The 19,944-nt window shown below is 69.7% G+C and carries 21 protein-coding genes and 5 tRNA genes; 18 read left to right on the top strand and 8 right to left on the bottom strand.

The window, feature by feature from the left end:
• Window positions 1-19: 19 nt before the first annotated feature.
• From IE198_RS24355 to IE198_RS24345, 3 genes are all read right to left on the bottom strand, one after another.
• Window positions 20-424: a DUF742 domain-containing protein gene (locus IE198_RS24355; RefSeq protein WP_005311458.1), complete on the bottom strand. Its 405-nt coding sequence runs from the start codon at window positions 422-424 to the stop codon at window positions 20-22.
• Between the two features lie 136 nt (window positions 425-560).
• On the bottom strand, window positions 561-974 hold the full coding sequence (locus tag IE198_RS24350; protein ID WP_005311457.1) for a roadblock/LC7 domain-containing protein: 414 nt from the start codon (window positions 972-974) through the stop codon (window positions 561-563).
• 9 nt (window positions 975-983) lie between these two features.
• Window positions 984-4,619 carry a sensor histidine kinase gene (locus IE198_RS24345; RefSeq protein WP_189890096.1) on the bottom strand — a complete coding sequence of 1,212 codons (3,636 nt, stop codon included), beginning with the start codon at window positions 4,617-4,619 and terminating at the stop codon, window positions 984-986.
• Window positions 4,620-5,222: 603 nt separating this feature from the next.
• Between IE198_RS24345 and IE198_RS24340 the strand changes: the two genes are divergently transcribed.
• The 10 genes from IE198_RS24340 (at window position 5,223) to IE198_RS24295 (ending at window position 10,047) form a co-directional block, all read left to right on the top strand.
• Window positions 5,223-5,396: a hypothetical protein gene (locus IE198_RS24340; protein WP_189890094.1), complete on the top strand. Its 174-nt coding sequence runs from the start codon at window positions 5,223-5,225 to the stop codon at window positions 5,394-5,396.
• Between the two features lie 251 nt (window positions 5,397-5,647).
• Window positions 5,648-6,421 carry a fumarylacetoacetate hydrolase family protein gene (locus IE198_RS24335; RefSeq protein WP_189890092.1) on the top strand — a complete coding sequence of 258 codons (774 nt, stop codon included), beginning with the start codon at window positions 5,648-5,650 and terminating at the stop codon, window positions 6,419-6,421.
• Window positions 6,414-7,889 carry a glutamate--tRNA ligase gene (gene gltX, locus IE198_RS24330; protein WP_189890089.1) on the top strand — a complete coding sequence of 492 codons (1,476 nt, stop codon included), beginning with the start codon at window positions 6,414-6,416 and terminating at the stop codon, window positions 7,887-7,889. The genes IE198_RS24335 and gltX overlap by 8 nt, the downstream gene beginning before the upstream one ends.
• Before the next feature lie 117 nt (window positions 7,890-8,006).
• On the top strand, window positions 8,007-8,687 hold the full coding sequence (locus IE198_RS24325) for a DUF4241 domain-containing protein (RefSeq protein ID WP_189890087.1): 681 nt from the start codon (window positions 8,007-8,009) through the stop codon (window positions 8,685-8,687).
• A 43-nt stretch (window positions 8,688-8,730) separates the two neighbouring features.
• The gene (locus IE198_RS24320; protein ID WP_189890085.1) at window positions 8,731-9,453 is read left to right on the top strand and encodes an HAD family hydrolase; all 723 of its coding nucleotides are present in this window, start codon (window positions 8,731-8,733) and stop codon (window positions 9,451-9,453) included.
• A 90-nt stretch (window positions 9,454-9,543) separates the two neighbouring features.
• Window positions 9,544-9,615, top strand: a tRNA-Gln gene (locus IE198_RS24315).
• A 21-nt stretch (window positions 9,616-9,636) separates the two neighbouring features.
• Window positions 9,637-9,709, top strand: a tRNA-Glu gene (locus IE198_RS24310).
• Window positions 9,710-9,796: 87 nt separating this feature from the next.
• Window positions 9,797-9,869, top strand: a tRNA-Glu gene (locus IE198_RS24305).
• 16 nt (window positions 9,870-9,885) lie between these two features.
• A tRNA-Gln gene (locus tag IE198_RS24300) sits at window positions 9,886-9,957 on the top strand.
• Between the two features lie 17 nt (window positions 9,958-9,974).
• Window positions 9,975-10,047, top strand: a tRNA-Glu gene (locus IE198_RS24295).
• Window positions 10,048-10,107: 60 nt separating this feature from the next.
• On the opposite strand, the gene IE198_RS24290 is transcribed toward IE198_RS24295, so the two are convergent.
• A complete protein-coding gene (locus IE198_RS24290) occupies window positions 10,108-10,752 on the bottom strand; it encodes a MerR family transcriptional regulator (protein ID WP_189890083.1) in 645 nt (214 codons plus the stop codon).
• 77 nt (window positions 10,753-10,829) lie between these two features.
• On the opposite strand from IE198_RS24290, the gene IE198_RS24285 reads away from it, so the two are divergent.
• Complete coding sequence (locus IE198_RS24285; RefSeq protein WP_189890081.1) at window positions 10,830-11,321, top strand: DUF4188 domain-containing protein; 492 nt, start codon at window positions 10,830-10,832, stop codon at window positions 11,319-11,321.
• 49 nt (window positions 11,322-11,370) lie between these two features.
• Here the strand turns inward: IE198_RS24285 and IE198_RS24280 are convergent, their stop codons facing one another.
• A complete protein-coding gene (locus IE198_RS24280) occupies window positions 11,371-11,619 on the bottom strand; it encodes an SCO4226 family nickel-binding protein (protein ID WP_189890079.1) in 249 nt (82 codons plus the stop codon).
• A 125-nt stretch (window positions 11,620-11,744) separates the two neighbouring features.
• Window positions 11,745-12,461 carry an IclR family transcriptional regulator NdgR gene (gene ndgR, locus IE198_RS24275; RefSeq protein WP_189890077.1) on the bottom strand — a complete coding sequence of 239 codons (717 nt, stop codon included), beginning with the start codon at window positions 12,459-12,461 and terminating at the stop codon, window positions 11,745-11,747.
• A 145-nt stretch (window positions 12,462-12,606) separates the two neighbouring features.
• Here ndgR and leuC point away from each other — a divergent pair, with 145 nt between their 5' ends.
• From leuC to IE198_RS24255, 4 genes are all read left to right on the top strand, one after another.
• Window positions 12,607-14,031, top strand: a complete 1,425-nt coding sequence (leuC, locus tag IE198_RS24270; protein ID WP_189890075.1) for a 3-isopropylmalate dehydratase large subunit — start codon at window positions 12,607-12,609, stop codon at window positions 14,029-14,031.
• A gap of 5 nt (window positions 14,032-14,036) precedes the next feature.
• The gene (gene leuD / locus IE198_RS24265; protein ID WP_189890073.1) at window positions 14,037-14,630 is read left to right on the top strand and encodes a 3-isopropylmalate dehydratase small subunit; all 594 of its coding nucleotides are present in this window, start codon (window positions 14,037-14,039) and stop codon (window positions 14,628-14,630) included.
• 104 nt (window positions 14,631-14,734) lie between these two features.
• On the top strand, window positions 14,735-14,962 hold the full coding sequence (locus IE198_RS24260; RefSeq protein WP_189890071.1) for an SCO5555 family protein: 228 nt from the start codon (window positions 14,735-14,737) through the stop codon (window positions 14,960-14,962).
• Window positions 14,963-15,105: 143 nt separating this feature from the next.
• The gene (locus IE198_RS24255; protein ID WP_189890069.1) at window positions 15,106-15,753 is read left to right on the top strand and encodes an HU family DNA-binding protein; all 648 of its coding nucleotides are present in this window, start codon (window positions 15,106-15,108) and stop codon (window positions 15,751-15,753) included.
• Window positions 15,754-15,868: 115 nt separating this feature from the next.
• Here the strand turns inward: IE198_RS24255 and IE198_RS24250 are convergent, their stop codons facing one another.
• Both IE198_RS24250 and cofC read right to left on the bottom strand, forming a co-directional pair.
• A complete protein-coding gene (locus tag IE198_RS24250; protein ID WP_189890067.1) occupies window positions 15,869-16,072 on the bottom strand; it encodes a hypothetical protein in 204 nt (67 codons plus the stop codon).
• 45 nt (window positions 16,073-16,117) lie between these two features.
• Window positions 16,118-16,837: a 2-phospho-L-lactate guanylyltransferase gene (cofC, locus tag IE198_RS24245; RefSeq protein WP_189890065.1), complete on the bottom strand. Its 720-nt coding sequence runs from the start codon at window positions 16,835-16,837 to the stop codon at window positions 16,118-16,120.
• 148 nt (window positions 16,838-16,985) lie between these two features.
• Here cofC and IE198_RS24240 point away from each other — a divergent pair, with 148 nt between their 5' ends.
• From IE198_RS24240 to IE198_RS24230, 3 genes are read left to right on the top strand one after another with little or no spacing between them, the layout of a single operon-like run.
• Window positions 16,986-17,738: a lysophospholipid acyltransferase family protein gene (locus IE198_RS24240; RefSeq protein ID WP_189890063.1), complete on the top strand. Its 753-nt coding sequence runs from the start codon at window positions 16,986-16,988 to the stop codon at window positions 17,736-17,738.
• The gene (locus IE198_RS24235; RefSeq protein ID WP_100109356.1) at window positions 17,735-18,745 is read left to right on the top strand and encodes an NAD(P)H-dependent glycerol-3-phosphate dehydrogenase; all 1,011 of its coding nucleotides are present in this window, start codon (window positions 17,735-17,737) and stop codon (window positions 18,743-18,745) included. The genes IE198_RS24240 and IE198_RS24235 overlap by 4 nt, the downstream gene beginning before the upstream one ends.
• A gap of 34 nt (window positions 18,746-18,779) precedes the next feature.
• Complete coding sequence (locus tag IE198_RS24230) at window positions 18,780-19,937, top strand: D-alanine--D-alanine ligase family protein (RefSeq protein ID WP_189890061.1); 1,158 nt, start codon at window positions 18,780-18,782, stop codon at window positions 19,935-19,937.
• Window positions 19,938-19,944: the final 7 nt, after the last annotated feature.

The raw sequence follows: 19,944 nt of genomic DNA, 5'->3' as shown, positions 1-19,944 counted from the left end.
TGAGCGGGCAGCACCGCCGCTAGAGCTTGCGAAGTCCACTGAGCACCCTTTCGAGCAGTGTCACATCCGGCGTACCGCCGGCCTCTCCGTTGCCCGGCTGGTGAATGGCCACCATGCCGGCCTCCGCCAGGTCGGCGACGAGGATCCGCGCGACACCGAGCGGCATCGACAGCAGCGCCGAGATCTCGGCGACCGACTTCACCTCCCGGCACAGGTGGCAGATCCGCTGGTGCTCGGGAAGCAACCCGGCGAGCAGAGCCGGGTCGGCCGTGGTGCTGACCAGCGCCTCTATGGCGAGCTGGTAGCGCGGCCGTGTCCGTCCGCCGGTCATGGCGTACGGACGTACCAGCGGCTGGTCGCCCTCGTCCCCGTACGCGTCTACCGACGTGCCGTACGGATCGTGAGAGGCGGGTGGCGGGGTCATGAATCCTCCGGGCGTGACAGCAAGTGGTCGGCTGTGCCGTCTGGTTGGGCCGGTGGGGGGCCATTGGCGGCCGTGCTGATGACGGTGCAGTGGCGTACGGGCGAGCCGGTGCGTGGGGTACGGCTCCCGCTCGGGATCAGTGCAGCAGGCTTCCCTGGAGCTCGGCGCGCAGGTCCGGAGTGAGGACGCTGCCCGCACGGTCGACCAGGAGCGCCATCTCGTAGCCCACGAGGCCGATGTCGCAGTCCGGGTGCGCGAGCACGGCCAGCGAGGACCCGTCGGAGACGGACATCAGGAACAGGAACCCCCGTTCCATCTCGACGACGGTCTGGCTCACCGGACCGCCCTCGAAGATCCGGGACGCCCCCGCGGTCAGCGAGGTCAGACCGGAGGCCACGGCCGCCAGCTGATCGGCGCGGTCGCGCGGGAAACCTTCGGACATCGCCAGCAGAAGACCGTCGGCGGAGACCACCACCGTGTGGGACACCCCTGGGGTGTTGTCCACGAAGTTGGTGATCAACCAGTTCAGATTCTGCGCCGCCTGGCTCATCGGGCTCAACTAACGCTCCTGCTGGTGAGAGGGGCCGAGGTCGAAGCTTCCGGTCGTCGAGCTGTTCTGCTGACGGCCTTGCTGGATGCCCCGGCGGAGATTGGTCAGCCGGCCGCGCACGTCGTCTGGCGCGCGCGAAACCTGCGGACCGGCCTGGTGGTTCTGTTCCTGAGCGGTTCCCGCCACAAGGTTGGCGCGCGGGACCCGTCGGGGCAGACCCGATGTGGTGACGCCGCCGGCCGCGGGCTTCCTGACCCGCTCGGCCTGACGTACCAACTCGTCGTTGGGCGAGGAGCGCCAGGCTCCACTCGCATGGGGCGCGCCTGTCGGGGTCACCGGGTCGGGCGCGGCGGTGCGCTGCGGCATCGGCTGAGCGGGACGCTCGGCCGGCGCCTGCGGCTGCTCGGCCGGTCGGCCGCCGCCCTGTACACCACGGAACCAGTTGGTCTCCAACGTGTCGTACAGCGGGGTACGGCCGTCACCGGGCCCGGAGGCCGGCGGCAGTGCCTCCGGCTGCTGCGGGGCGGGCAGCCCGGCCGCCGGACGGGGCGGTGCGAAGCTCGACTCGTCACGCCGCTGCGGAGTGGGCGGCTGTGGCGCCCCGAAGTCCGGGCGGGCGAACTGGGCCGTGGCGGCCGGGTCCTGGGCGTCCGGGCGGCCGTAACGGCCGGCGCCGGACGGGTTCGGCGCGCCGTACACGTCGGGGCGCACGAACTGCCCCGCCGCGGACGGTCCGGCCGGGCGGCCGGCCTGCGGCGGACCGGCGTTGAAGTCGGGCCGTGCGAACTCGGCCGTCGAACCGGGGCCACGGCTGCTGTCGTGGTCCTCGTGACCGCGCGGCACGTCCGCCGGCGGGCGCTGCGGCGGTGACGGCTGGTCGTTGCCCCAGCTGGTGGTCTGCGGGCGCTGCGGCCGCGGCGGGATCGACTCCCCCGGCCTCGGGGCGGGTGCGCCACCGGGCAGCTCCGGGCGGGGGCCACCGGGCGCCGGCAACTGCCGGCCACGATCGCCCCCGGCGGGCGCACCCTTCCGGAAACCGTTCTGCGGAGCTTCGTTACGGACCGGAGCACCCTGCGCCGGCCCGGCGCCGAAGGCACCGCCCTGACGCGAAGCGTCCTGCGTCGAGCCGTGCCGCCCGCCCTGGCCCGGCTGACCCTGACCCTGACCCTGACCGGGCTGCCCCTGGACCGGTCGTCCGGCGCCGTCACGGGCGGGCAGCGCGGCACGAGGCGCCGAACCCGCACCGACCTGGCCGCGGTGGGCACCGGCACCGAGCCGGTTGCCGGGCGCGCCGCCAGTGGCGGACGGAGCACCGCCGAGAGGGCCGCCGTTGCCGGCGCCGAGGCCCGGACGGCCGCCCGCGGCGCCGGGACGGCCGGGCAGACCGGCCGGAGCGCCGCCGGCGGTCGGCGCAGCGGCATCCTGGCCGCCGGCACCGGGCTTGGCCGGAGCCTTCTTGCCGCCGTGCGCGACGTCGACGGGCAGCATGACCAGCGCGGTCGTGCCACCGGAGTCGGACGGACGCAGCTGGATACGGATGCCGTGACGCAGCGACAGCCGACCGACCACGAACAGGCCCATACGGCGCGAGACCGAGACGTCCACGGTGGGCGGCGACGCCAGCCGCTCGTTGATCGCGGCGAGGTCCTCGGGGGAGAGGCCGATGCCGGTGTCGTGGATCTCGACCAGGACGCGGCCGTCGGGCAGCGCATGACCGGTGACGCGGACCTTGGTCTGCGGCGAGGAGAACGAGGTCGCGTTCTCCAGCAGCTCTGCGAGCAGGTGCACGAGGTCGTTGACGACGCGGCCCGCGACCTCGGTGGCGGGCACAGAGGCCAGCTCGATGCGCTCGTACTGTTCCACCTCGGAGGCGGCGGCACGGAGCACGTCGACCAGCGGCACGGGACGGGTCCAGCGGCGGCCGGGCTCCTCGCCCGCGAGGACGAGGAGGTTCTCGCCGTTCCGGCGCATACGGGTGGCGAGGTGGTCCAGCTTGAACAGCGAGGACAGCTGGTCCGGGTCGGCCTCGCGCGACTCCAGCTCGGAGATGAGCGAGAGCTGGCGCTGGATAAGACCCTGGCTGCGGCGCGAGAGGTTGGTGAACATCGCGTTGACGTTGCCCCGCAGCAGCGCCTGCTCGGCGGCGAGGCGGACCGCCTCGCGGTGCACGTCGTCGAAGGCCGCGGCCACCTTGCCGATCTCGTCGCGGGAGTGGACACCGACGGACTCGACCGAGGTGTCGACGTCCTGCGGGTCGGACTCCGAGAGCTGCCTGACGAGCTCGGGCAGACGGTCCTGGGCGACCCTGGTTGCCGTGTCCTGCAGCCGGCGCAGCGAGCGGATCATGGAGCGGGCCACGACGAACGCGCCGACGAGCGACACACCGAGGACGATGAGGATCAACGCACCGTTGATGATCGCGTCCTGCTGGGACGCCTCGCGCAGCTTGCGTGCTTCGGCCTCCATCTGGCCGAGCAGGGTCTGCTCGATGGTCTTCATCGCGTTGATGCGGACCGAGTAGTCGTCGGTCCAGTCCAGGTGGGACCGGCTCGGGAGCTGCGCCAGGCCGTTCTCGTTCTCCAGCACGCGCTTGGCGTACTGCTCGGCCGCGGTGATCGTCGGGTTCTCGTTCTCCAGCGGAGCCATCAGCTCCTGGGAGTCACCGCCGGTGGACTCGTAGATCGACCCGAAGGTCTTGAGCTCGGTCTCGCCGTTGTCGAGGGCCGCCTGTCCGTAGAGGCGGTCGTTCTCGCTGAGCTTGGGAACCGTTTCGCTGTCACCGCCGGGGAGGGCGGCCGCGATGACGGCGCGCTGGATGGACGCGTACTCCTTGGCGGACGAGAAGGCCGCGAGGGCGCGGGTCCGCTTGATCATCTCCGGGTTGCTGGTCGCCTGCGCCATGTCCTGCGAGAGGCTCAGCAGCGACTCGATCAGCCGGCTGTAGCTCTCGATGGTCTGCGACTTGGGGATCTCGCCCTTGTAGGCGCTGTTCCGGATGTTCTTCAGGTTGTTGACCTGGACGGCGATCTGGTTGGCGTTGGCGCGGATGGACTCCAGCGCCTGGTCGTCGTCCTTGTTGGGGATGGAGCGGGTGGCATCCAGGAAGGCCTTGCGGGCGCGGTCGGTCTGGGTACGCGGGCCTGAGACCTTGAAGTCGGTGTCCGCGGCGCCGTTGACCAGCGGTCCGGCGGACAGGTCGCGCTCCTGCTGGAGCGCGTGCGCCAGCTCGGTCGCTTCCGTCGTCATCTTCGTGAGCAGCTGCATGTGGTCCAGCTGCTTCATGTCGTCCATGGACTCGTTGATGCGGAGTCCGCCCAGCGTGGTCGCCGCGACGACCGGCAGGGTGAGCAGCGACACCAGACGCGTGCTGATGCGCCAGTTGCGCAGCGCTATTCGCGTTCCGGTGTCCGTGGGGCCCTTGGACCGCTCGGGGGAGGCGGCAGCGTCGCCGGAGGAGGGCTTCACGCCGGTTGTCCTGCTGCCGGGCGTCCTGCCGCCGGCGCGGCCCGAGCGCTCGCCGCCGTCACCGGACGCCGCCGGTCCCTGGCCCGGGGTGTGCTGGGCCGAGGAGCCGCGGTCGGTGCCGCGCGGCTCCTGTTCCGCTGCAGCTTCCCCTTGGCCCTGGTGGGCCTGGGGACGCCCCATGCCATCCCTCTTGAAACGTCCCTGCACTAGCGTCGCAACCTCTGGACCAGGCGTCCCTCCGCTTGTACGGCGGGACGGTGTCGGCGTCGTGGGGCATTGATCGGGCCCCATGGTGGTCGTGATTGACCGGCGCTTCTCCCCCTTTCCCGCCGCAACTCGGCGCTGCGTTGCGCCCTTGCGCGCCGGTTTGAATCCGCGGCGGTCCGTGGAATTCCAGCACAGTGCCGGACCTCCAACAAGGGCCCCGTACCGGGCTGTGACCTGGATGACGCGCTGTAAGCGCTGAGTCACAAGTCGTAGAAGCCGTTCTCGTAGAAAACGGACTTTACGCTATGAGTCGCTTAGGGGTGGGGGGTGTCCCAGTCGCGATGATCAGGAGCGGAATGGTCGCTTCAGGGAGCTAATGTCCGATTCCGTGCCGAAGGTCAGTGGTCTGGTTTGCCGGAATTGCCCGTCCACTCGTGAGCAAACTCACACGATGATCGTTGAGTCATCCTGGCTTTCGACGGGAATTCGATGTTTAGCCTGACGCTTTACAGGATGGGCAATCCGTCAACCGCGCTCCCCGTAGCGCCCGTACTCCGACAAGGTCAGACACCACACATGAAGACGACGATGATGTTCCGCAACATAGCCAACCCCCGGCGCACCACCCTCGCCCACCTCAAGGACGCGGAAGAGTTGCAGACGCCGGAGCAGCCGGAGCACGCGCTCGATCTTCCCACCCAGACGGCCAACCCCCGCCGCACCGTCCTGATGGACGCGCCTGTTTCCTAGGGGGTCGGTTTGCCTCCGGGGCGCTCTTGCGTGCGCCGACGGTCGATCATGCTCAGTCCCTCGTTCCTCGGGACCTCCGCGTGTTCTCCCGTGGTGTGAACAGGGCGGCCCCAGCCGCCGGGGTCCATGACCCGCGGCGGCTCACCGGCCCCGACCCGGCGGTAATGCGGACGAAGGGCGCCCCCTCACCGCGTTAGCCTGGAGCGTCAGTCTCCGGCCAGCGACCAAGTAGTGAGGGGCGACAGCATCCCGTGCGCATCGCCAGGTTCTCCATCGACGGCAATGTCGCCTTCGGCGCGGTCGAGGACGGGCCCGACGGCCTTGTCCTCGACATCATCAAGGGCATTCCGTACGCCGACTTCGAGCTCTCCGGCACCAAGGTCCCGCTGAGCAAGGTCCGTCTGCTGCCGCCCGTGCTCCCCAACAAGGTCGTGGCCATCGGCCGCAACTACGCGGAGCACGCGGCTGAGCTCGGCAACGAGGTTCCCGATGTGCCCGTCGCCTTCTTCAAGCCCACCACCTCGGTGATCGGCCACGGGGACGCCATCGAGTACCCCCCGTTCTCGAACGAGCTGCACCACGAGGCCGAGCTCGCCGTCGTCATCGGCCGGATGTGCCGCGAGGTCCCGCGCGAACGTGTCAAGGACGTGATCCTCGGCTACACCTGCGCCAACGACGTCACCGCCCGCGACGCGCAGAAGCGCGAGAAGCAGTGGGCCAGGGCCAAGGGCTTCGACACCTCCTGCCCGCTCGGCCCCTGGGTGGAGACCGACCTCGACCCCGCCGACGTGACCATCCAGTGCACGGTCAACGGCGAGCAGCGCCAACTGGGGCGCACCAGCGAGATGGTCCGGTCCGTGGAGGACCTGATCGTGCACATCACCGAGGCCATGACGCTGCTCCCGGGCGACGTCGTCCTCACGGGCACCCCCGCGGGGGTCGGCCCGCTCAACGTCGGCGACGAGGTCGCCGTCACCATCGAAGGTATCGGCACTCTCACCAACAAGGTGATCAAGCGTGGCTAACGGCTCCGTCCGCGTACGTTTCTGTCCGTCCCCGACCGGCAACCCCCACGTGGGCCTGGTCCGCACCGCCCTGTTCAACTGGGCCTACGCCCGGCACACCGGCGGCACCATGGTCTTCCGTATCGAGGACACCGACGCGGCCCGCGACTCCGAGGAGTCGTACAACCAGCTCCTCGACTCGCTCCGCTGGCTCGGCCTCGACTGGGACGAGGGCCCCGAGGTCGGCGGCCCGCACGGCCCCTACCGCCAGTCGCAGCGGATGGACATCTACCGGGACGTCGCCGAGAAGCTGCTCGCCGCCAATCACGCCTACCACTGCTACTGCACGGCCCTGGAGCTCGAGGCACGCCGTGACGCCGCCCGTGCCGCCGGCAAGCCGTCCGGCTACGACGGCAAGTGCCGCACGCTGAGCGCCGAGCAGAAGGCGGCGTACGACGCGGAGGGCCGCGAGTCGATCGTCCGCTTCAAGATGCCGGAGGAGCCGATCACCTTCACCGACCTGGTGCGCGGCGAGCTGACCTTCACCCCGGACAACGTGCCGGACTACGGCATCGTCCGCGCCAACGGCGCCCCGCTGTACACGCTCGTCAACCCGGTCGACGACGCGCTCATGGAGATCACCCACGTCCTGCGCGGTGAGGACCTGCTCTCCTCCACCCCGCGCCAGATCGCGCTCTACAAGGCGCTGATCGAGCTCGGCATCGCCAAGGAGATCCCCTCCTTCGGCCACCTGCCGTACGTGATGGGCGAGGGCAACAAGAAGCTCTCCAAGCGTGACCCGCAGGCCTCCCTGAACCTCTACCGCGAGCGTGGCTTCCTGCCCGAGGGCCTGCTCAACTACCTGTCCCTGCTCGGCTGGTCCTTCTCCGCGGACCAGGACATCTTCACCATCCCGGAGATGGTCGCGAAGTTCGACCTCGCGGACGTCAACGCCAACCCGGCGCGCTTCGACCTGAAGAAGGCCGAGGCGATCAACGCCGACCACATCCGCATGCTCGACGTGAAGGCGTTCACCGAGGCCTGTGAGCCCTGGCTGCAGGCCCCGCACGCCAACTGGACGCCGGAGAACTTCGACCGCGCCGCGTGGGAGGCCATCGCCCCGCACGCCCAGACGCGCCTCACCGTCCTCTCCGACATCACCCAGAACGTCGACTTCCTCTTCCTCGACCGGCCCGTCGAGGACGAGGCGTCCTGGACCAAGGCCATGAAGGGCGACCCGGTCGCCCTGCTCACCACGGCCCGCGAGAAGCTCGAGAGGGCCGACTGGTCGAGCGCCGAGTCCCTCAAGGAGGCCGTCCTGGCCGCCGGCGAGGCGCACGGCCTGAAGCTCGGCAAGGCCCAGGCCCCGGTCCGCGTCGCGGTCACCGGCCGCACGGTCGGCCTGCCGCTCTTCGAGTCACTGGAGATCCTGGGCAAGGAGAAGACGCTGACCCGTATCGACGCGGCGCTGGCGAAACTCGCCGCATAGTCCTGTTGTCCCGGAGGGGGCGGTGGCCGAACAGGCGCCGCCCCCTCCGGCGTTGTCCGCGCCGGGGACTAGTCTTCGCGGTGATCCCGCACGACACGGCTCCCTGGGGGGACCACCATGCCCATGCCCGCGCCCGACTTCTCCTGGCACTTCACGCCGGGCAACCGGTTCGAGGAGGAGGACGGACAGACCGGCACCATGTCGCTGGTCCCGGCCGGCGAACTGTGGCTGCCCACGGGCAAGGTCGTCGCCTGCGACCCCTTCGTCGCTCTCGGCACCGGCGAGTCGGAGCCGTTCACCGCGGAGGTCCCGCCCGGCCGGTACAGCGTGGAGTGCGCGGTGGCCACCCTCACCGAGCCCGACGAGGGCCCCGCCGACGACGAGCCGCCGCACCTGCGGATCGCCGCCGCCCGCCTGCTGATCAAGGACACCGCGCCGGTCACCTGGGAGATCGCCCACCAGGCCGGCCAGGACCCGGCGGAGCTCGCCGACGACGAGTTCTTCGCCTACGGCGTCGACGCCGGCACCGGCTGCTTCTACGACGCCGCCTGCGACGAGTCCTTCCCCGACTGCGTGGGCGACAAGGGCCCCCTGTGGGACGCCTTCGCCGCGGGCGGCGACGCGTACCTCGGCCCGCACACGATCACCGCGCCCGGCACCGGTCACAACCTCATCGCCTTCATGTCCGGCTGGGGCGACGGTGCCTACCCGACATGGGTCGGCCGCGACGCCGACGGCGACGTCACCTGCTTCGTCACCGACTTCTTCGTCGTCCCCACGGCGGACGAGGCTCCGTGATGTGACATACCGGAGCCGGGCCTCGCCGCGTAGTCTCGGCAGCATGCCGATCCGCGCCGTGCTCTGGGACATCGACGACACGATCTTCGACTACGCGGGCGCCGACCGGATCGGCATGAGCAAGCACCTTGAGAACGAGGGCCTGCCCGACGGTTACGGAACCGTCGAGGAGGCCCTCGTCGCATGGAAGCGGATCACCGACACCCATTGGGTGCGGTTCGCCGACGGGCTCACCGACTTCCAGGGGCAGCGGCGCGACCGGGTGCGGGAGTTCCTCGGTGCGCCGTGCATGAGCGACGCCGAGGCCGACGAGTGGTTCGGGCGGCACGTCGTGCACTACGAGGCGGCATGGTCGCTCTTCCCCGACGCCGTGCCCGTCCTGGACCTCCTCGCCCATGACTATCGTCACGGGATCCTGTCCAACTCCAGCATCCGCAACCAGGACCGCAAGCTGCGCACGCTCGGTGTGCGGGACCGTTTCGAGGCTGTCGTGTGTGCCGTCGAGATCGGGATCTCGAAGCCGGAGGCCGGCGCCTTCCTGGCGGCCTGCGAGGCCATGGAACTGGCTCCCGCCGAGGTCGTGTACGTGGGTGACCACCCCGACATCGACGCCCGCGGCGCGGTCGAGGCGGGGCTCACCGGCATCTGGCTCGATCGCGGTGGAGTCGGCGGGCGTCCGGAGCTGATCCGGATCACCGGGCTCGACGAGCTGCCGGTGCTGCTGCGCGGGGATACCCGTTTTGGAGCGCCGTCCACCTTCGGGTAATGTTCTTCCTGCGCCAAGGAGAGCGGGCCGAAAGCCCGGGAGCCGGAAGCGCAGACCGAACAAAACCCCCGCTCGGGGGTTGAGTTTTGGTGGCCTATGGTGTAATTGGCAGCACGACTGATTCTGGTTCAGTTAGTCTAGGTTCGAGTCCTGGTAGGCCAGCTCGCAGAGCTTATCTGCAAAGCCCCCGTTGTGTAGCGGCCTAGCACGCTGCCCTCTCAAGGCAGTAGCGCCGGTTCGAATCCGGTCGGGGGTACAGATCCTTCCCGCATGATCACCTGGGTCGCACCCGGTGGTTCGCGCGGTGACAACATCCGGCTGACGCCGGGTGAGGATCGCTAGGGCCCCCGTTGTGTAGCGGCCTAGCACGCCGCCCTCTCAAGGCGGTAGCGCCGGTTCGAATCCGGTCGGGGGTACTGGTCTAAACCACCATGGGCTATGGTGTAATTGGCAGCACGAGTGATTCTGGTTCATTTAGTCTAGGTTCGAGTCCTGGTAGCCCAGCGCGTCGCAGGATGCATGCCCCCGTTGTGTAGCGGCCTAGCACGCCGCCCTCTCAAGGCGGTAGCGCCGGTTCGAATCCGGTCGGGGGTACAGAGCCCGAAGGGGCCTTCCGAGCAGTCGGAGGGCCCCTTCGGCGTTCCCGCGCCGCGGTCAGGCCATGCCGTACCGCCGGGTGGTCTCCGCCTCCAGGGCGAGGCGCCGCAGGCTCAGCAGCAGCGGGTCGTAGAGCACCTGTGCCGCCACCGCCGCCTCCACCTGTTCAGTGCCCTCCGGCAGGTTCTCCAGCTGGTCCATGTCGTGGATCGCGATCTGCTCCATCTGGCGTGCGTACGGCAGGAGTTCGGCCGCGGACACGGTGTATCCGAGTCCGTTCAGCGTCGCGATCGAGGTGATGAGGGAGCGGTAGACGGGGGAGAGGTCGCCGACTTCGCGCACGCTGTCCCAGCCCAGTTCCTCGAGCAGCCGCTCCACCTCCTGTCGGGCGTCCGTGGAAGCGGCGTCGTCCAAGGGTGCCTCGGGCGGCTGCGGCAGGGCCCAGGTGGCCGCACCCAGTCGCATCGTGAGTCCCAGCGACTCGTCGTCGATGTGGGCGAGCACCTCCCGGGCGGTCGCCACCGGCATCCCGCCGACCTGGATCATCGCCCGCACCAGGCGCAGCCGGCGCAGATGGGCCTCGTCGTACTCGGCCTGGGTGGCGGTGACGCGCCGGCCCGGGGGCAGCAGCCGCTCGCGCAGGTAGTACTTGATCGTCGCGATGGAAACACCGCTCTGTTCGCTCAGTTCAGCGAGCCGCATCCCCTTGCACCCTTCAATGGAGAGTGGCACTATCCAATCATGGGTAGTGCCACTATCCAACATATCTGGGGGTCATCATGCGCAGTAGAACGCTGCCCGGTCGCACCACGGCCGCGGCATCCGGCGACGTCGTCGTCTTCCTCATCGGGATGCGGGTCAACCACCTGTGGGCCGTGCACCGTTGGCCGGCGGTGTTGCTCGCGATGCTGATGATGCTGAGGGAGCTGAGCGGCGACCGCTCGCTCGGACTGCTCCACCACATCGTGCTGATCGGCTCTCCGCGTGCGTACTACGTCGTCCAGTACTGGGAGTCGAAGGACAAGCTCCTCGCCTACGCGGCCGCCTCCGACAGGCGCCACCGGCCGTGGTGGGGCCGCTACAACCGGCTCGCCCGCAAGGGCGGCAGGCACGTCGGCATCTGGCACGAGACGTACATCGTGCCGGAGGGGTCGTACGAGAACATGTACGGCGACATGCCGCCCTACGGCCTGGGACAGGCGTACGGCACCGCCCCGCTGCGCGACGGCGTCCACGCCCAGGAGCGGCTGCGGGGCTCGGCAGCGGCCTGAGGGCAGCGCGAAGCCCCCGCCGCGACGGGGCGGCGGGGGCCAGGGAAGGTCATACGGTGAGTGGGACCGGGTGGATCTCGTCCGCCGGGTGGCCCGTGCGTTCGTGGATACGCTGCACGGCGTCCGCGGACGGGGCTTCGGACAGGCAGTAGACGGTGCCTGTGTCCGGGTCCGCCCACGCCTGCTTGAAGTGGACCCTCTCCTCGCCCTCGATCGCCAGGTCGGCGTTGTGCGCCTCCAGCAACTGTTGGCCCGTGATGCCCTTCATCCCGCGGTGTACGTCCATGAACTCGGTCATCGGCCTTGCACCTCCGTCGCTCGCAGGTACTTCCCATGCTGCACCTGACCGGGGCCTCGAACACCTCCGGCCGGCCCCTGCGGCGTTGAAGGGACCGGCCGGACGTGTTCTACGGAGGTTGTGGATCAGCCGCTGCGGCGCAGCGCCTCGCTCAGGCGGGCGGCGGCGTCGATGACGGCCTGGGCGTGCATACGGCCCGGGTGGCGGGTCAGTCGCTCGATCGGTCCGGAGACCGAGACGGCGGCGACCACCCGGTTCGAGGGGCCCCGCACGGGCGCGGACACGGAGGCCACGCCCGGCTCGCGCTCGCCGATCGACTGGGCCCAGCCCCGGCGCCGTACGCCGGACAGGGCGGTGGCCGTGAAGCGTGCGCCCTGCAGTCCGCGGTGGAGGCGCTCGGGCTCCTCCCAGGCCATCAGGATCTGGGCCGAGGAGCCGGCCTTCATGGTGAGCGTGGAGCCGACCGGTACCGTGTCCCGCAGTCCGGACAGCCGCTCGGCAGCCGCGACGCAGATACGCATCTCTCCCTGCCGGCGGTAGAGCTGCGCGCTCTCGCCGGTCACGTCGCGCAGATGTGTGAGTACGGGCCCGGCGGTGGCGAGCAGCCGGTCCTCGCCCGCCGCGGCGGCGAGCTCCGCAAGTCGCGGACCGAGGATGAACCGGCCCTGCATGTCGCGGGCCACCATGCGGTGGTGCTCCAGTGCCACTGCCAGGCGATGTGCTGTAGGTCGTGCGAGTCCCGTGGCCGCGACCAGCCCCGCGAGGGTGGCCGGACCGGACTCCAGGGCGCTCAAGACAAGGGCCGCCTTGTCGAGGACGCCGACGCCGCTAGAGTTGTCCATGCAACGATACTCACGTCTCACTCTGTGAAACGCAAGTTCAATTTTCCATGGAACTTGTCACGCTGTAGAGGCGGCCCGCGGACCAACGGGCACTGCACCAAGATCTCTAGTTGTGTCGGCGGCACAGCCGGCCGGAGGGAAAGCGATGGGTAGGACACTCGCGGAGAAGGTCTGGGACGACCATGTCGTCCGGCGCGCCGAAGGCGAGCCCGATCTCCTCTTCATCGATCTGCACCTGCTGCACGAGGTGACCAGCCCCCAGGCCTTCGACGGTCTGCGGAAGAACGGTCGCCAGGTGCGGCGGCTCGACCTCACCATCGCCACCGAGGACCACAACACCCCGACCCTCGACATCGACAAGCCGATCGCCGACCCGGTCTCCCGCGCCCAGCTGGAGACCCTGCGCAAGAACTGCGCCGAGTTCGGGGTCCGGCTGCACCCGCTGGGCGATGTCGAGCAGGGCGTCGTGCACGTCGTCGGCCCCCAGCTGGGTCTGACGCAGCCCGGCACGACCGTGGTCTGCGGCGACTCGCACACCTCCACGCACGGCGCGTTCGGCGCGCTGGCGTTCGGCATCGGCACCTCGCAGGTCGAGCACGTGCTGGCCACCCAGACGCTGCCGCTGGCCCGCCCGAAGACCATGGCCATCACCGTCGAGGGCGAGCTGCCCGACGACGTGACCGCCAAGGACCTGATCCTCGCCATCATCGCCAGGATCGGCACCGGCGGCGGCCAGGGCTACATCCTCGAGTACCGTGGATCCGCCATCGAGAAGCTGTCGATGGAAGCCCGGATGACCATCTGCAACATGTCGATCGAGGCCGGTGCCCGGGCCGGCATGATCGCCCCGGACCAGACCACGTTCGACTACCTCCAGGGCCGCGACCACGCCCCCGAGGGCGCGGACTGGGACGCGGCGGTCGAGTACTGGAAGACGCTGCGTACCGACGACGACGCCGTCTTCGACGCCGAGGTCTTCATCGACGCCGCCGAACTGGCCCCGTTCGTCACCTGGGGCACCAACCCCGGCCAGGGCGCGCCCCTGTCGGCGAACGTCCCCGACCCGGCTTCGTACGAAGACGCATCGGAGCGCCTGGCCGCCGAAAAGGCCCTGGAGTACATGGGGTTGACCGCCGGGCAGCCGCTGCGTGACATCAACGTCGACACCGTCTTCGTAGGCTCGTGCACCAACGGCCGCATCGAGGACCTGCGCTCGGCCGCCTCGATCCTGCAGGGCCGCAAAGTCGCCGACGGCGTACGGATGCTGGTCGTCCCCGGCTCGGTGCGGGTCGCGCTGCAAGCCGTGGAGGAGGGCCTGGACAAGGTCTTCAAGGAGGCCGGCGCCGAATGGCGGCACGCGGGCTGCTCCATGTGTCTGGGCATGAACCCCGACCAACTGGCTCCTGGTGAGCGCTCCGCGTCCACCTCGAACCGCAACTTCGAAGGCAGGCAGGGCAAGGGTGGCCGTACGCACCTGGTCTCCCCGCAGGTCGCCGCCGCCACCGCGGTCCTCGGCCACCTCGCCTCGCCCGCCGACCTGTCCTACACCCCTGCGCCCGCCGGAGTCTGAACACCATGGAAGCCTTCACCACACACACCGGCCGGGCCGTCCCGCTGCGCCGCAGCAACGTCGACACCGACCAGATCATCCCGGCGCACTGGCTGAAGAAGGTCACCCGCGACGGCTTCGAGGACGGGCTGTTCGAGGCCTGGCGCAAGGACGCCGACTTCGTCCTCAACCGCCCCGAGCGGAGCGGCGCCTCTGTGCTCGTCGCCGGACCGGACTTCGGTACCGGCTCCTCGCGTGAGCACGCCGTCTGGGCCCTGCAGAACTACGGCTTCAAGACCGTCATCTCCTCCCGCTTCGCCGACATCTTCCGAGGCAACTCCCTCAAGAACGGCCTGCTGACGGTGGTGCTCGAGCAGTCCGTCGTGGATGCGCTGTGGGAGCTGACCGAGGCCGACCCGACGGTGGAGATCACGGTCGACCTGGAGAAGCGGCAGGTCCTCGCTCCGGGAATCACCGCGGACTTCGAGCTCGACGAGAACGCCCGCTGGCGACTGCTGAACGGTCTGGACGACATCAGCCTCACCCTTCAGAACGAAGCGGACATCGCGGCCTACGAGGCGGGCCGACCGGCCTTCAAGCCTCGTACGATCCAGGCCTGAGCAGCACTTTTCCCGTACTGCGCCCCCCACCGCCCGGTGGGGGGCGCAGTCGTATGTTGAGGTCCTGTCGGGCGACAACTCGCCCCAGATGGCACAATCGGTGCATGGAACGTGACAGCCAACTCGAGCTCTACACGGCAGTCGCGGCCCGATTGAAGGAAGCGCACAGCAAGGTGCGTGAACTGCAAGTACCGGAGGGCGTAAGGATGGCGCTGTCCCGGAAGCTGCTGGTCGTCACGGCCGCCGCGAAGCACGATCTCCCGGACGCGGCAAGGCGTCTGGACCGGTTGATGAAGGACCTCGACGAGGGCCGTTTCCCTGAAGGTGACTGACCTCAGAACTCCGCCAAGGTCGACTTCGTTGCGGCACTAGGGTGATTAGCCCGTTTCGTGTTTGATTTGCGGTATATATCTGCCTAACGTGCGAAAAAGCCTGGACGCAATCGTTCCGGCCAAATGTCTCCGAAGGGGAAGACGTGAACAAGGCGCAGCTCGTAGAAGCGATTGCCGACAAGCTCGGCGGCCGCCAGCAGGCCGCAGACGCTGTCGACGCGGTGCTTGACGCGATCGTCCGCGCAACGGTTGCCGGAGACCGGGTGTCGGTCACCGGATTCGGCTCGTTCGAGAAGGTCGACCGCCCCGCCCGTTACGCCCGTAACCCGCAGACGGGTGAGCGCGTGCGGGTCAAGAAGACGTCCGTTCCGCGATTCCGGGCGGGTCAGGGCTTCAAGGACCTCGTGAGCGGCTCGAAGAAGCTGCCCAAGGGCGGCGAGGTCTCGGTCAAGAAGGCGCCCAAGGGCAGCCTCTCCGGCGGCACCCGTACCACCGCCAAGGCCGCGGCCAAAAAGGCCACCGCCAAGAAGGCCACGGCGAAGAAGGCCACCACGGCGAGGAAGACCGCCGCCAAGAAGACGACGGCGGCGAAGAAGACCACGCCCGCGAAGAAGACCGCCGCCAAGACCACGGCGGCGGCCAAGAAGGCGGCCCCGGCGAAGTCCGCGGCCAAGAAGGCGACGGCCAAGAAGACCGCCCCGGCCACGAAGGCCACGGCCAAGAAGGCGCCCGCCAAGAAGGCCACGGCCCGCAAGACGGCCGCCAAGAAGACGACGGCGAGGAAGAAGTAGCCGCGAGGGCGTCCACGCCCCACGACACAAGCGGCCGAAGGCCGCACAGCCACTCACGCGCCGGGCCGGTCTCCTCTTGGGAGACCGGCCCGCGGCGTGTCCCGTCACGGGCGGTTCAGAAGGTGTAGAGCGTCACCAGCGTGATGCGGCGGCCCTCGGCCTCGCCCTCGGTCTCGATCCGCACCCGCTGCCCCGGCCGCAGCAGACGCAGACCGCCCGCGTCGAACGCCGCCGCGTCGAACTCGACCGGGGTTCCGTCGTCCAGCAGCACACTCCCGCTGCGGGTCTCGGGGTCGTATGTGTACGAGGTCGCCTGCATGTCCGCCAGCCTAATGGTCCGCCGTCGCAGAAACTGCCCGGCGGATCACTGCTGTCCTTCCAGGGAGGGCCCAAGGCGCACGGCATGCGCGCCGGACGCGAGGCGCTGTGCGGTGTACGGGCCGACGCCCAGCGCGAGCGCGGCCGCCAGATCATCGACCGTGTCCACGTCCTGGCGTACGGAATCGACGTCGTCGGACGCGATTTCCACCGCGCCGGACGCCAAATGCGCAAGGCGCGAAGGGCCGCCGAAAGCGGGGCGCAATTCACTGCCGGGCCGGGCGGAGAGCAAAGTCGTTCCGATTCCGGTCGCATCCGTCAGAAATGCCCGGGTAAATACCGAAGCGACCGCCAGTGTCCTGGCCAATTCGGCGGTCCGCAATGCCGGCAGGTCGGCGTTGAGCGCCGCGACCGCTGCCGAGGACCGCGTCGAACGCACCGCGCGGGCCCCGTGCGCCAGCGCTGCGTTGAGGCCCGTCCCGGGGGAGTCCGCCACGATCCGCGCCCCCAGCGCGGCGAGCTCGGCCGCCGCGGTCCGGTCGTCCGTGACGACCACCACATCCCGCACGGCGGGGCAGGCCAGTGCCGCCGCCACGGTGTCCTGCGCGAACGCGAGGGCGAGACGCGGCCGCAGCCTGTCGTCCGCAGCCCCCGCCAGTCTGCTCTTCGCCAGGGCCAGCGGTTTCAGCGGTACGACCAGGGACCAGAGGAGGGCAGGTGCGGGGACCGGCTCCGTGTCCGGGGCTAGCTCCGAGTCCATGCGCATCGGGCCCATTGTCGCCCGGATCCCAGAAGGCCCCGAGGGGAGGGGTCACAGGCGGGGCGTACGGTGTTCTCGACAGACCAGAGGCCTGGGGCGACACTTGATCCCCGGCAGCCAGGCAGTGGCCCGGTCGTAAGAGGAAGGTGTCCGAGTGTCCCGCCGTAGAATCGGCTTCTGGTACCGCCTGGCCGCGGTCATCGCAAAGCCGCCGCTGTTGCTTCTGTTCAAGCGGGACTGGCGGGGAATGGAACACATTCCGCACGAGGGCGGATTCATCACCGCCATCAACCACAACTCGTACCTCGACATGTTCTCGTACGGGCACTTCCAGTACAACACCGGACGAGTTCCGCGGTTCCTGGCCAAGGCCGCGCTCTTCAAGGCGCCCGGTGTGGGACTTCTCCTGCGGGGCACCCGGCAGATCCCGGTCTACCGCGAGTCCTCCAACGCGGTCGGCGCCTTCCGTGCCGCCGTGGACGCGGTGGAACGAGGCGAATGCGTCGCCTTCTACCCCGAGGGCACCCTCACCCGCGACCCGGGCATGTGGCCGATGACCGCCAAGACGGGCGTGGCACGCGCCGCGCTGCAGACCAAGGCGCCGGTCATCCCCGTCGCCCAGTGGGGTGCCAACTTGGCGATGCCGCCGTACGCCAAGGAGAACAAGGTCCGGCTCTTCCCGCGCAAGACGCTCCAGGTGCAGGCCGGCCCGCCGGTCGACCTGGACCGCTTCTACGAACTGGACCCCACGCCCGAGGTCCTCAGGGCCGCCACCGAGGCCATCATGGCGGCGATCACGCAGCAGCTCGAGGAGCTGCGCGGCGAGAAGGCGCCGGAGAAACCGTTCGATCTGCGTGAAGTCCGCGCGGAGTGGCGCCGCCAGGCCGCCGGGGAGGAAGCGAAGTGACAAAGCCCGTCAAGGCAGCCGTCTTCGGAACGGGCTCGTGGGGCACGGCGTTCGGCATGGTGCTCGCGGACGCGGGCTGCGAGGTCACCCTCTGGGGCCGCCGCGCGACCCTGGTCGACGCCGTCAACACCACCCGCACCAACCCCGACTATCTGCCGGGGATCGAACTCCCGCAGAACCTCAAGGCCACCACCGACCCGGCCGAGGCGCTGCACGGCGCGGACTTCACCGTGCTCGCCGTCCCCTCCCAGACCTTGCGCGGCAACCTCGCCGCATGGGCCCCGAAGCTGCCCGCGGACACCGTGCTCGTCTCCCTGATGAAGGGAGTCGAACTCGGCACCGCCAAGCGGATGAGCGAGGTCGTCGAGGAGGTCGCGCAGGTGCCGGCCGAGCGCGTGGCCGTGGTCACCGGCCCCAATCTCGCCAAGGAGATCGCCCAGCGCCGGCCCGCAGCCGCCGTGGTCGCCTGCCGTGACGAGGCGGTCGCCCAGCGGCTCCAGGCCGCCTGCCACACCCCGTACTTCCGCCCGTACACCAACACCGACGTCGTCGGCTGCGAACTGGGCGGCGCGGTGAAGAACGTCATCGGGCTCGCCGTCGGCATCGCCGACGGCATGGGCCTCGGCGACAACGCCAAGGGCTCGCTGATCACCCGTGGCCTCGCGGAGACCACCCGCCTCGGCCTCGCGATGGGCGCCGACCCGCTCACGTTCTCCGGGCTCGCGGGGCTCGGAGACCTGGTGGCCACCTGCTCGTCGCCGCTGTCCCGCAACCACACCTTCGGCACCAACCTGGGCCGCGGGATGACCCTCGAGCAGACCATCGCGGTCACCAAGCAGACGGCGGAGGGCGTCAAGTCCTGCGAGTCGGTGCTCGACCTGGCCCGCAGGCACGGGGTCGACATGCCCATCACGGAGACGGTCGTCGGCATCGTCCACGAGGGGAAGCCGCCGGTCGTTGCTCTCAAGGAGTTGATGTCCCGAGCGGCCAAGCCCGAGCGACGCTGACGTCGTTCGAACCAGCGGGTAGTCTCATCGCGATATGAGCACCGAGAACCTCCCCCAGAGCCCCGAGCAGCCGCTCCGCAAGCCGCGCGTGGCGGTCGTCTTCGGCGGCCGCAGCTCCGAACACGGGATCTCCGTGGTCACCGCGGGCGCGGTGCTGCGGGCCATCGACCGGACCAAGTACGACGTACTGCCGATCGGCATCACCGCCGACGGCCGGTGGGCGCTCACCGCCGACGAACCGGAGCGGATGGCGATCACCGACCGCAGGACGCCGAACGTCGAGGAGCTCGCGGAGTCCGAAGAGGGCGGCGTGGTGCTCTCCGTCGACCCCGGCAGCCGTGAGGTCGTCTACAGCGAGCCCGGCTCCGTGCCCAAGGTGCTCGGCGAGGTCGACGTCGTCTTCCCCGTGCTGCACGGCCCCTACGGCGAGGACGGCACCCTTCAGGGCCTGCTGGAGCTCTCCGGCGTCCCGTACGTCGGCTCCGGCGTGCTCGCCTCTGCCGTCGGCCAGGACAAGGAGTACATGAAGCGCGTCTTCGTCTCCTTCGGGCTGCCCGTCGGTCCCTACGAGGTGGTCCGGCCGCGTGAGTGGGCGAACGACCCGGCAGCCGCCCGGAAGAAGATCGTCGACTTCGCCGGTGAACACGGCTGGCCGCTGTTCGTGAAGCCCGCCCGCGGCGGCTCGTCCATGGGCATCACCAAGGTCGACTCGATCGCCGGACTCGACGACGCGATCGCCGAGGCGCAGCGCCACGACCCCAAGATTCTCGTGGAGTCGCTCCTGCGCGGCCGCGAGATCGAGTGCGGCGTGCTCGAGTACGCGGACGGCCCGCGCGCCAGCGTGCCGGCCGAAATCCCGCCGGTGACGGCCCACGACTTCTACGACTTCGAGGCCAAGTACATCGACTCGGCGGCCGGCCTGGTGCCCGCGCCGCTGACCGAGGAGCAGACCGCGGAGGTGCAGCGGCTCGCGATCGCGGCGTTCGACGCGGCCTCGTGCGAGGGTCTGGTCCGCGCGGACTTCTTCCTCACGGAGGACGGCGAGTTCGTCATCAACGAGATCAACACCATGCCGGGCTTCACACCGATCTCCATGTACCCGCGGATGTGGCAGGAGAGCGGCGTCGCCTACACCGAGCTGGTGGACCGGCTGATCCAGGCCGCCCTCACCCGCTCGACGGGGCTGCGATAGGGGACCC

This window comes from Streptomyces xantholiticus, assembly GCF_014651015.1.
Lineage (GTDB): Bacteria > Actinomycetota > Actinomycetes > Streptomycetales > Streptomycetaceae > Streptomyces > Streptomyces xantholiticus.
The sequence above is the reverse complement of the archived record's forward strand: the minus strand, read 5'-3'. Positions and strand labels throughout refer to the sequence as shown.